Source organism: Streptomyces ziwulingensis (assembly GCF_039542605.1).
Classification (GTDB): Bacteria; Actinomycetota; Actinomycetes; order Streptomycetales; family Streptomycetaceae; genus Streptomyces; species Streptomyces ziwulingensis.
Genome location: NZ_BAABIG010000023.1, coordinates 26,515 through 37,713, shown reverse-complemented (window position 1 = coordinate 37,713; position 11,199 = coordinate 26,515). Strand labels below are relative to the sequence as shown.

Sequence of the window (11,199 nt, the reverse complement as noted above, 5' to 3'; positions counted from 1 at the left end):
GCCGGGGCCGGGGCCGGGGTCGTCACCCCACCACCCGCCCGTTCAGCACCACCCGTGACGGTGCCCCCAGCACGCGTACGTCCGTGCGGGGGTCCCGTTCGTACACGACCAGGTCGGCGGGGGCGCCCTCGTCCAGGCCGGGGCGGCCGAGCCAGCGGCGGGCCGACCAGGTGGCCGCCGAGAGGGCCTCGACGGACGGGAGGCCGGCCGTGACCAGTTCCGCGACCTCCGCCGCCGCCAGGCCGTGCGGGAGGGTGCCGCCCGCGTCGGTGCCGACGAAGACGGGGAGCCCCGCGTCGTAGGCGTCGCGGACGGTGTCGTAGCGGCGGGCGTGCAGCCGGCGCATATGGGCCGACCAGCGCGGGAACCGGGACTCGCCGGCCTCGGCCAGGCCGGGGAAGGTCGCGATGTTGACCAAGGTCGGCACGATGGCGACCCCGCGGGAGGCGAAGAGCGGGATCAGGTCCGCGGTGAGGCCCGTCGCGTGCTCGACGCAGTCGATGCCCGCCTCGACCAGGTCGCGCAGCGCGTCCTCGGCGAAGCAGTGGGCGGTGACGCGGGCGCCGAGCCGGTGCGCCTCGGCGATGGCCGCCTCGACCGCGCCGCGCGGCCAGCAGGCCGAGAGGTCGCCGAGGTCGCGGTCGATCCAGTCGCCGACCAGCTTCACCCAGCCGTCGCCGCGCCGGGCCTCCCGGGCGACGTACGCGACGAGGTCGCCGGGTTCGACCTCCCAGGCGTAGCCGCGGATGTAGCGGCGGGTGCGGGCGATGTGCCGGCCGGCCCGGATGATCTTCGGGAGGTCCTCGCGGTCGTCGACCCAGCGGGTGTCGGAGGGCGAACCCGCGTCCCGGATCAGCAGGGTGCCCGCGTCCCGGTCGGTCAGCGCCTGCCGCTCGGCGACCGCTGCGGGGACCGCGCCGTGCCGGTCCAGGCCGACGTGGCAGTGCGCGTCGACCAGGCCGGGCAGCACCCAGCCCTCGACGGTGCGGACGTCGCCGGCCCCGGCGGGACGGTCGTAGGAGATCCGGCCGTCGATCACCCACAGTTCGTCCCGGACCTCCTCGTCCCGCGGCCCGACGAGCACCCGACCCTTCACATGCAGCACCGCGCGCTCACTCATGCCCCGCACCCTAGGCCCGCCGCGCGTGACGGGTGTCGCGAGGGATGACCTCCGCCGCGAGTGGGGGCGCGGGCCATGGTTACTCTCGACTCCGTACGTCGCGTACGTGCGAGGCCGCCGCCACCGCCCTGGAATCGCTCACCGAGCGCACCGAGGCCGACGGCACCCGTCGCGTACGTCCCGACCGTGAGTGGAGAGAGCACCGCCGTGACCCACCCCTTCCTGGACCTCGCCCCCCTGGACGCCGGCCGGTTCGCCGCGATCGAGGACCGGGTGGCGCGGCTGCTCGGCACCACGCGGGACGTCCTGATCACGCAGGGCGAGGCGCTGCTGCCGCTGGAGGGCGCGATCCGCGGTACCGCCGGTCCGGACACCGTCGCGCTGAACGTGATCACCGGGCCCTACGGGCAGACCTTCGGCGACTGGCTGCGGGACTGCGGCGCGACCGTGCACGACCTGGCGGTGCCCTTCCACGAGGCGGTCACGGCGGACCAGGTCCGGGCGGCGTTCGCCGAGCACCCGGAGATCGGCTTCGTCTCCCTGGTGCACGCCGAGGCGGCCACCGGGAACACCAACCCGGTCGCGGAGATCGGCGCGGTGGTACGGGAGCACGGCGCGCTGTTCTACCTGGACGCCGTCGCCTCGGTGGGCGCGGAGCCGGTGCTGCCGGACACGTGGGGCGTCGACCTGTGCGTGATCGGGGCGCAGAAGGCGATGGGCGGTCCGGCCGGGGTGTCGGCGGTCTCGGTCAGCGAGCGGGCGTGGGCGCGGATGGCGGCGAACCCGACGGCGCCGCGCCGGTCGTACCTCTCGCTGCTCGACTGGAAGGAGCGCTGGATCGACGGCGGGCGCAAGGCGCTGCCGCACGCCCCGGCGCAACTGGAGATGCTCGCCCTGGACGCCTGCGTGGAGCGGATCGAGACGGAGGGGCCGGCCACGGTGATGGCGCGGCACGCCTCGGCCGCGGCGGCCACCCGGGCCGGCGCGTCGGCGCTGGGCGGCGGTCTGGAGCCGTATGTGCGCCGGGCGCGGGACGCGGCGCCGGTCGCCACCACCCTGCGGGCGCCGGACGGGGTCGACGCCTCGGAGCTGGTGGCGCGGGCCCTGGTCGCGGACCCGGCGCTGCCGCTGGTGGCGGGCGGGGGCGCGCTGGCCGGGGAGATGATCCGGGTGAACCACTACGGTCCGCACGCGACCCCGGGCGCGGTGCACGGCTGTCTCGCGGCGCTCGGCGCGGCGCTGGCCGAGAAGGGTGCGGCGACCGACCCGGAGGCTGCCCGGCGGGCCGCCGAGGACGCCTGGCACGCATAGCGGCCGAGCTTTCCGGTAGCTGAATTCATAATGTTTACGAAGCTCCGACAAAAACAATTCCAGAATTCTTATCACGACAGCTTCCCATAAGCTTCTGCCCCCATCCTCCGAAGCTAAACACCTTACATTCCGTTAACACCAAAATAGGCATTCCGGACAGGCCCCGGACGGGTTACGTGATTGTGACCCGTTACACAAGCTCTCCGGTATGCCCTTTTCGCATGGGTGAAACCCGCACAAAAGACCCCTCGCTCACGCGAACCCACGCACCCGCGTGATAACACATGACGCGTTCACACGTAACCCCATTCGGCGGTGCAATTTTGAATTTACCTGGGTAAGTTCAATTCACATGACTGCCGCACAAGCAGACCTGAAGATCGACCGCCCGAGCGTGGCGGACGGGGCCTCCCTGTGGCGGATAGCGCGGGATTCGAAGGTCCTCGACCTGAACTCCTCCTACAGCTATCTGCTGTGGTGCCGGGACTTCGCCGCCAGCTCGGCCGTGGCGCGCGCCGAGAGCGGCGAAGCGGTCGGCTTCGTCACCGGCTATGTGCGGCCGGACCGGCCCGGCACGCTGCTCGTGTGGCAGGTGGCGGTGGACGAGGCGTACCGCGGTCGCGGACTCGCCGCCGCGCTGCTCGACGGTCTGGCCACGCGCACGGTGGCGGAGCTGGCGGTGACCACCCTGGAGACCACGATCGCCCCGGACAACACCGCCTCGCAGCGGCTGTTCACCTCGTTCGCCGAGCGCCGCGGCGCCCAGGTGGAGCGCGAGGTGCTGTTCGACACGGACCTCTTCCCCGACGGACCGCACGAACCGGAAGTCCTCTACCGCATCGGCCCGCTGTCCGACCTCCGCTGACCACCGGACACTCCCCGCCTCCCCCACCGACCTCTCGCATCGAGGAGCGATTCGCCGTGACCATCACCCAGCCGGACCTGAGCGTGTTCGAGACCCTGGAGTCCGAGGTACGCAGCTACTGCCGTGCCTGGCCGACCGTCTTCGACCGGGCGCGGGGCAGCCGCATGTACGACGAGGACGGCCACGAGTACCTCGACTTCTTCGCCGGAGCGGGCTCCCTCAACTACGGGCACAACAACCCGGTGCTGAAACGGGCGCTGATCGACTACCTGGAGCGGGACGGCGTCACGCACGGCCTCGACATGTCGACCACCGCCAAGCGCCGCTTCCTGGAGACCTTCCAGAACCTGCTGCTGCGCCCGCGCGACCTGCCGTACAAGGTCATGTTCCCCGGCCCGACCGGCACCAACGCGGTCGAGTCGGCGCTGAAGCTGGCCCGCAAGGTCAAGGGCCGCGAGGCGATCGTCTCCTTCACCAACGCCTTCCACGGCATGTCGCTGGGCTCGCTCGCGGTGACCGGCAACGCCTTCAAGCGGGCCGGCGCCGGCATCCCGCTGGTGCACGGCACGCCCATGCCGTTCGACAACTACTTCGACGGCAAGGTCGAGGACTTCCTCTGGTTCGAGCGGCTCCTGGAGGACCAGGGCTCCGGGCTGAACAAGCCGGCCGCCGTGATCGTGGAGACCGTGCAGGGCGAGGGCGGCATCAACGTGGCCCGGACCGAGTGGCTGCGCGCCCTGGCCGAGCTGTGCGAGCGGCAGGACATGCTGCTGATCGTCGACGACATCCAGATGGGCTGCGGCCGTACCGGCGCCTTCTTCTCCTTCGAGGAGGCGGGCATCACGCCGGACATCGTCACCGTCTCCAAGTCCATCAGCGGCTACGGCCTGCCGATGTCGCTGTGCCTGTTCAAGCCCGAGCTGGACGTCTGGGAGCCGGGCGAGCACAACGGCACCTTCCGCGGCAACAACCCGGCCTTCGTCACCGCGACCGCCGCCCTGGAGACCTACTGGGCCGACGGTTCCGCGATGGAGAAGCAGACCCGCACCCGCGGCGAGCAGGTGGAGCAGCACCTGATCTCCATCACCGAGGAGAACCTCGCCGACATCAAGGAGTACCGGGGCCGCGGCCTGGTGTGGGGCCTGGAGTTCCACGACAAGGCCCGGGCCGGCAAGGTCGCCCGGCGCGCCTTCGAACACGGGCTGCTGATCGAGACGTCCGGCCCGGAGAGCGAGGTCGTCAAGCTGCTGCCCGCCCTCACCATCACCCCCGAGGAGCTGGACGAGGGCATGCAGGCCCTCGCCCGCGCCGTCCGCGAGACCGTCTGACGGACACCGTCCGCCGCGGGCACCCCCACACCCCCCCTCCAGGAGGCATCGCACCACCATGATCGTCCGTTCGTTCAAGGAACTCGAAGGCACCGACCGGCACGTCAAGAGCGCGTCCGGCACCTGGGAGAGCAAGCGCATCGTCCTGGCCAAGGAGAAGGTCGGCTTCTCCGTCCACGAGACGATCCTGTACGCGGGCACGGAGACCGAGATGTGGTACGCGAACCACATCGAGGCCGTCGTCTGCACCCGGGGTGACGCCGAGTTGACCGACCGCGAAACCGGGAAGACGTACCACATCACGCCCGGCACCATGTACCTCCTGAACGGCCACGAGCGGCACACGCTCAAGGTCAAGGAGGACTTCCACTGCATCTGCGTGTTCAACCCGCCCGTGACCGGACGGGAGGACCATGACGAGAACGGCGTCTACCCGCTGCTCACCGAGGAGGTGTGAGGAACCGTGACCGCGACCACCGGCACCGATCTCTACCCCAGCCGAGGGCCCACCGAGGTGTCCACCCCCCGGCGGGACCCGGTCGTCTGGGGCGCGCCTGACGCGCCCGGCCCGATCTCCCCGGCCGACCTGCGCTCCTTCGAACGCGACGGCTTCCTCACCGTCGGCGAGCTGCTCGCCGAGGACGAGGTCGCCGTGTACCGGGACGAGCTGGACCGGCTGGTGGCCGACCCGGCGGTCCGCGCCGACGAACGCTCGGTCGTAGAGCCGCAGTCCGAGGAGATCCGCTCGGTCTTCGAGGTGCACCGGATCAGTGAGATCTTCGCGGGGCTGGTGCGCGACGAGCGGGTGGTCGGCCGGGCCCGGCAGCTCCTCGGCTCGGACGTCTACGTCCACCAGTCGCGGATCAACGTCAAGCCGGGCTTCGGCGCGAGCGGCTTCTACTGGCACTCGGACTTCGAGACCTGGCACGCCGAGGACGGCCTGCCGAACATGCGTACGGTGTCGGTCTCGATCGCGCTGACCGAGAACTACGACACCAACGGCGGGCTCATGATCATGCCGGGGTCGCACAAGACGTTCCTCGGATGCGCGGGCGAGACGCCGAAGGACAACTACAAGACGTCGCTGCGGATGCAGGACGCGGGGACGCCGTCCGACGAGGCGCTCACCCGGATGGCCTCGGACCACGGCATCAAGCTGTTCACCGGCAGGGCCGGCTCGGCGACCTGGTTCGACTGCAACTGCATGCACGGGTCGGGCGACAACATCACGCCCTTCCCCCGCTCCAACGTCTTCCTCGTGTTCAACAGCGTGGAGAACGCGGCGGTGGAGCCCTTCTCGGCGCCGGTACGCCGGCCCGAGTTCATCGGCGCGCGGGACTTCACGCCGGTGAGGTGAGCGCGTGACACGACCCCGGCCGGGCCTCTTCCGAGTGGGACGAGAGGCACCGGCCCGGTCGCGTTCCGCGGAATCCCGGGCTCGGGGACCGGGGGTCACGGCTTCCCGGTTCCGGTGGGTTCAGCCCGCCAGTGCGTTCAGCAGCCGGTCGACGTCGGCCGGGGTGTTGTACAGGTCCGCGGCACGCCGCGCACCACCAGGTCGGCGCGGACGTGGAAGGGGTTGACCAGGGAGCTGAAGTCGCCCTGTGCGGTGAGGACTTCGGCGCCCTCGGGCAGTGCGGCGGCGACGAGGGCGCTGAACACGGCGACCGACGCGCCGGCCGCGACCCGGGTGACGGGGACCCGGGCGAGCCGGGCGAAGGCGGCCCGGCACGCCTCCACGTCGGCGAACATGTCGGACGGCCGCCCGGCCGCCGCCGAGGCCGCCGCGTCCCGCAGGGCGGCGACGGCCCGGGCGGGCAGCAGACCGGTGGCGGCCGTGTTCAGGTAGGTGTTCTCCGGGGCGAATTCGGCGCGGACCGCATTCTCGAAGGTCTCCATGGCACCACTGTGGGCCCGGCACAACCCCCCGTCCACCGGCTGCCGCCGAGGCGCCGCGCACCCGTCGGGTCCTACGGGGCGAGACAGCCCGTCACGGGGACCTCGCTGGGTACTCCGGGGCCGGCGAGGTCCACCGCCCCCGTGACGTCCTGGACAGCACAGCTCACGAGGGTCAGGGGGTCGGGGACGGCACCGGCGGGAGACGCGAGGACTCCGAGGAGTGCGGCCTGGAGGAAGACGGCGGCGGTGACGCGCTTGGTGAGGTTCATGACCGGCAAACGACTTCGGCCCGCCGTGGTCACCCCCGCCGGCCCACCCCCGCGCCCTACCGCTCCAGGCGTCCGTTGAACCGCCTCGGCAGCCCCGGCTCGTTGGCGTCGCGCAGTTCCGCGGGCAGCAGGGGCTCCGGGGTGTTCTGGTAGCTCACCGGCCGCAGCCAGCGCTCGATCGCCGTTCCGCCCACCGACGTGGACGTCGACGTGGTCGCCGGGTACGGACCGCCGTGGTGCTGGGCCGCCGCCACCGCGACGCCCGTCGGCCAGGCGTTGACCAGCACGCGCCCGGCCAGCGGCGTCAGCTCCGCCAGGATCTCCGCGCCGCGCCCGTTGCCCGCGGCCTCGTCGGACGACAACTGCACCGTCGCCGTCAGGTTGCCCGGCAGCCGCGACAGCACGGACCTGACCTCGTCCTGGTCCTCGTAGCGGGCCACCACGGTGACCGGTCCGAAGCACTCCTCCAGGAGCAGGTCGTACGCGCCCTCCTCGGTCAGCCGGCCGGCCGGCACCGTGAGGAAGCCGGGGCTGACGGTGTGCTCGCCGCCCGCGCCCGGCGTCACCGGGGACTCCACGCCGGGCAGCTCGGCCCGCTCGGCGACGCCCGCGAGGAAGTTGTCCCGCATGCGGTGGTCGAGCAGGACCCCGGAGCCGGTGTCGCTGACGGCCTCGGTCAGCGACTTGACGAGCTGGTCGCCGGCCGCGCCGGACGGGGCGAGGACCAGGCCGGGCTTCACGCAGAACTGCCCGACGCCCAGCGTCATCGAACCGGCCAGGCCGGTACCGATCGCCTCGGGGCGCTCGGCGGCGGCGGCCTCGGTGACGACGACCGGGTTCAGCGAGCCCAGCTCACCGTGGAAGGGGATCGGCACCGGACGCGCGGCGGCGGCGTCGAACAGGGCGCGCCCGCCGCGCACCGAGCCGGTGAACCCGGCCGCGGCGACCAGCGGGTGCTTGATCAGCTCGATGCCCGCCTCGAAGCCGTGCACCAGGCCGAGCACGCCGGCCGGGATGTCGTGCCGGGCGGCGGCCCGGCGCAGCACCGCGGCGACCAGTTCGGACAGGGCCGGGTGGTCGGGGTGGGCCTTGACCACGACCGGGCAGCCGGCCGCGAGCGCGCTCGCGGTGTCGCCGCCGGGGACGGAGAAGGCGAAGGGGAAGTTGGAGGCCGAGTAGACGGCGACGACGCCGAGCGGCACCTTGTAGCGGCGCAGGTCCGGGATGGGCGGGGTGGCGGTGTCATCGGGGTGGTTGATGACGACGCCCAGGAACTCGCCCTCGTCGACGATGGCGGCGAAGGCCCGCAACTGGTAGCAGGTGCGGGCGAGTTCGCCGCCGAGCCGGACCGGACCGAGCGCGGTCTCCGCGTCGGCGACCTCGACGAGGCTCTCCTTGGCCGCTTCCAGCTCGTCGGCGGCCGAGCGCAGGAAGGCGGCGCGGACCGTGCGGTCGGCGAGCGACTCGCGCACGGCGTGCGCGGCGCGTACGGCGGCGTCCACCTCGTGGGCCGTCGCCTCCACCGCCACCTGTTCGCGCTGCTTCCCGGTACGGGGGTCGACGCTCCAGACTGGTGCTGCTGCCACCGTGGGTCCCTCCAGATCTAGGGACGTTCGATATACTGAACGCTGTCTTCATGGGTGAATACCCCAGGAGACTATTTCCCGTCCAACGAAGGGGTCAAGGGCGATGTCGACAGGCGAGACAGGCGGCGGAGCGCAGGTCAAGTCCGCGGTACGGACCGTTGAGCTGCTGGAATACTTCGCCGGCCGCCCCGGCATGCACTCCCTCGCCTCGGTCCAGGAGGCCGTCGGCTATCCCAAGTCCAGCCTCTACATGCTGCTGCGCACCCTGGTGGAGCTGGGCTGGGTGGAGACGGACGGCACGGGCACCCGGTACGGCATCGGGGTACGGGCGCTGCTGGTCGGCACCTCCTACATCGACGGCGACGAGGTGGTGGCGGCGGCCCGCCCCACGCTGGACCGGCTGAGCGACGACACCACCGAGACCATCCACCTCGCCCGGCTCGACGGCACCAACGTCGTCTACCTCGCCACCCGCCAGTCCCAGCACTACCTGCGCCCCTTCACCCGGGTGGGCCGGCGGCTGCCCGCGCACTCCACCTCGCTGGGCAAGGCACTGCTGAGCACGTACAGCGACGAGCAGGTCCGCAAGATGCTGCCCAGGACGCTGCCGGCGCTGACCGAGCACACCATCACCGACCGGGAGAAGCTCATCGAGGAGCTGCGCCAGGTGCGCGAGCAGGGCGTCGCGGTGGACCGGGAGGAGAACACGCTGGGGCTGCGCTGCTTCGGGGTGGCGATCCCGTACCGCACGCCCGCGCGGGACGCGGTGAGCTGCTCGGTGCCGGTGGCCCGGCTGACGCCCGCGCACGAGCAGATGGTCAAGGACGCGCTGTTCGACGCGCGGGACCGGCTGACCCTGGCGACCCGGCGGCTGTGAGCACCGCGCCCGTTCCATGAACGCCGGATGAGAAATCCGTCCCGATGCGCAGAAGAGGGAACGATTCGTCCCGGCCCGCTCGTCCTCCCACGGGATGAACAAGACGATCAGGCGGGCGGCGGTCTTCACGCTGTTCCTGGTGTTGGCTCTGCTGGTGCGGGCGACCTGGGTGCAGTTCTACGACGGCCAGGCCCTGGCAGACGACAAGGACAACCGGCGGAACGCGATCCAGACGTACGCGGCACCGCTCGGGAACATCATCGTGGCCGGCGAGTCGGTCACCGGCTCGGCGCGGACGAAGACCGGCGACCTCTCGTACAAGCGCACGTACACGGACGGCGAGCTGTACGCGGCGGTGACGGGCTATGCCTCGCAGGCGTACGCGCCGACGCAGTTGGAGGGGATCTACCAGGATCTGCTCAACGGCACCGACACGCGGCTCAAGACCGTCATGGACACGGTCACCGGCGAGCGGGCGGAGCCGGGGAACGTGGTCACGACCATCGATCCGGCCGTGCAGAAGGCCGGTCTGGCGGCGCTGGGCGACAACAAGGGCGCCGCCGTGGCGATCGACCCGAAGACGGGCCGGATCCTCGGAGCCGTCTCGACGCCCTCGTACGACCCCTCCTCGCTCACCGACGCCAACACCGCCGGGGCGGCGTGGCGGAAGCTGACCACGGACGCGGACAAGCCGCTGACCAACCGGGCGCTGCGCCAGCCGCTGCCGCCGGGCTCCACCTTCAAGCTGGTCGTCGCCGCCGCCGCGCTGGAGAACGACCTGTACGGGTCGGTGGACGAGAAAACCGTCAGCCCGATCCCGTACATCCTGCCGGGCACCAGCACGGAGATGTCGAACGAGAACCCGGCCGCGCCCTGCGAGAACGCCACGATCCGCACCGCGCTGCGGTACTCCTGCAACAACGTCTTCGCGAAGATGGCGGTGCGACTGGGCCAGGACAAGGTGCGGGCGATGGCCGAGAAGTTCGGCTTCAACGACGACGAGCAGGATGTGCCGGTCCGCGCCTACGCCAGCGTGTACCCCGAGGACATGGACGAGGCGCAGACCGGCCTGTCGGGCATCGGCCAGTTCGACGTGACCGCGACCCCGCTCCAGATGGCGATGGTGTCGGCGGCCCTCGCCAACGGCGGCGAGCTGGTCTCCCCGCACATGGTGGCGCAGACCACCGACGGTGGCGGCGACGTGCTGGAGGACTACGACGAGGACGCGCGGACCGAGCGGGTCGTCAGCTCCGCCACCGCCGAGCAGTTGCGGTCGGCGATGCGGACGGTGGTGGAGGAGGGCACCGGGACCAACGCGCGGATCGACGGGGTCACCGTGGGCGGCAAGACGGGCACCGCCCAGCACGGCGAGAACAACAGCAAGACGCCCTACGCCTGGTTCACCTCGTACGGCACCTCCGACTCCACCGGTGACCAGGTCGCCGTCGCCGTCATGGTCGAGCAGTCGAACGCGGCCCGTTCCGAGGTCAGCGGCAACGGCCTGGCGGCCCCGGTGGCCAAGGCGATGATGCGGGCCGCGCTGACGGGCTGACCGCCCCCGGCCGGGGCCCGGCCAGGACGTACCGGGCGTCCAGCTCGGTCAGGGTCGCGGTCCGCAGCACCTGGTTGTCGGCCCCGGCCGCCAGGACGGTGCCGCGCACCTCCGGTCCGTCGAAGGAACCGCCCGTCAGGGGCACCAGCCGGCGGTGGCCGTCCGGCGCCTCGCCGAGGTCGTACGGGGCGTCGACGCGTACCGACAGGTGGGCGAAGAAGGTGAGCGCCGGGGCGGCGGGGGTCAGGGGTGGCATGGTCTCACCGTCTCCCGGTCGGCGGCGGTCGGCAACACCGCGCGCTCATGTGCACCGGTGTCAGGTCCGGCCGGCGGGGTCCTGCGGCGGCACGGCAAGTTCGACCTGCCATACGGCGTTCGGGGAACCGTACGGA

At 71.8% G+C, this 11,199-nt stretch carries 11 protein-coding genes and 1 pseudogene; 7 read left to right on the top strand and 5 right to left on the bottom strand.

All coding sequences use genetic code 11. The features are described from left to right. Positions 1 to 22: 22 nt before the first annotated feature. Positions 23 to 1,120 (bottom strand): amidohydrolase family protein, encoded by a 1,098-nt coding sequence (locus tag ABEB00_RS13430; RefSeq protein WP_345619733.1) that lies wholly within the window; start codon positions 1,118 to 1,120, stop codon positions 23 to 25. Positions 1,121 to 1,327: 207 nt separating this feature from the next. Between ABEB00_RS13430 and ABEB00_RS13425 the strand changes: the two genes are divergently transcribed. From ABEB00_RS13425 to thpD, 5 genes are all read left to right on the top strand, one after another. Beyond that, positions 1,328 to 2,431 carry a pyridoxal-phosphate-dependent aminotransferase family protein gene (locus ABEB00_RS13425; protein ID WP_345619822.1) on the top strand — a complete coding sequence of 368 codons (1,104 nt, stop codon included), beginning with the start codon at positions 1,328 to 1,330 and terminating at the stop codon, positions 2,429 to 2,431. Positions 2,432 to 2,783: 352 nt separating this feature from the next. After that, positions 2,784 to 3,296 carry a diaminobutyrate acetyltransferase gene (gene ectA, locus ABEB00_RS13420; RefSeq protein ID WP_345619732.1) on the top strand — a complete coding sequence of 171 codons (513 nt, stop codon included), beginning with the start codon at positions 2,784 to 2,786 and terminating at the stop codon, positions 3,294 to 3,296. Positions 3,297 to 3,352: 56 nt separating this feature from the next. Beyond that, positions 3,353 to 4,624 carry a diaminobutyrate--2-oxoglutarate transaminase gene (gene ectB, locus ABEB00_RS13415; RefSeq protein WP_345619730.1) on the top strand — a complete coding sequence of 424 codons (1,272 nt, stop codon included), beginning with the start codon at positions 3,353 to 3,355 and terminating at the stop codon, positions 4,622 to 4,624. Between the two features lie 58 nt (positions 4,625 to 4,682). Further along, entirely contained in the window at positions 4,683 to 5,081 is a 399-nt protein-coding gene (locus ABEB00_RS13410; RefSeq protein ID WP_345619729.1) for an ectoine synthase, read from the top strand. 6 nt (positions 5,082 to 5,087) lie between these two features. Continuing rightward, on the top strand, positions 5,088 to 5,981 hold the full coding sequence (gene thpD / locus ABEB00_RS13405) for an ectoine hydroxylase (protein ID WP_345619728.1): 894 nt from the start codon (positions 5,088 to 5,090) through the stop codon (positions 5,979 to 5,981). Positions 5,982 to 6,160: 179 nt separating this feature from the next. Here the strand turns inward: thpD and ABEB00_RS13400 are convergent. The 3 genes and pseudogenes from ABEB00_RS13400 to ABEB00_RS13390 all read right to left on the bottom strand — a co-directional run. Continuing rightward, positions 6,161 to 6,523: pseudogene (locus tag ABEB00_RS13400) on the bottom strand (aminotransferase class V-fold PLP-dependent enzyme); the annotation flags it as partial. A 71-nt stretch (positions 6,524 to 6,594) separates the two neighbouring features. Then, the gene (locus ABEB00_RS13395; RefSeq protein ID WP_345619727.1) at positions 6,595 to 6,792 is read right to left on the bottom strand and encodes a hypothetical protein; all 198 of its coding nucleotides are present in this window, start codon (positions 6,790 to 6,792) and stop codon (positions 6,595 to 6,597) included. Positions 6,793 to 6,848: 56 nt separating this feature from the next. Next, entirely contained in the window at positions 6,849 to 8,378 is a 1,530-nt protein-coding gene (locus ABEB00_RS13390; RefSeq protein ID WP_345619725.1) for an aldehyde dehydrogenase (NADP(+)), read from the bottom strand. A gap of 103 nt (positions 8,379 to 8,481) precedes the next feature. Here ABEB00_RS13390 and ABEB00_RS13385 point away from each other — a divergent pair, with 103 nt between their 5' ends. Further along, positions 8,482 to 9,255 (top strand): IclR family transcriptional regulator, encoded by a 774-nt coding sequence (locus tag ABEB00_RS13385; RefSeq protein WP_345619724.1) that lies wholly within the window; start codon positions 8,482 to 8,484, stop codon positions 9,253 to 9,255. Positions 9,256 to 9,349: 94 nt separating this feature from the next. Further along, entirely contained in the window at positions 9,350 to 10,807 is a 1,458-nt protein-coding gene (locus ABEB00_RS13380; protein WP_345619723.1) for a peptidoglycan D,D-transpeptidase FtsI family protein, read from the top strand. On the opposite strand, the gene ABEB00_RS13375 is transcribed toward ABEB00_RS13380, so the two are convergent. Next, positions 10,743 to 11,063, bottom strand: coding sequence for a DUF3237 domain-containing protein (locus ABEB00_RS13375; RefSeq protein WP_345619721.1), 321 nt, complete (start codon positions 11,061 to 11,063; stop codon positions 10,743 to 10,745). The two genes, ABEB00_RS13380 and ABEB00_RS13375, sit on opposite strands and share 65 nt — an antisense overlap. Positions 11,064 to 11,199 lie beyond the last annotated feature (136 nt).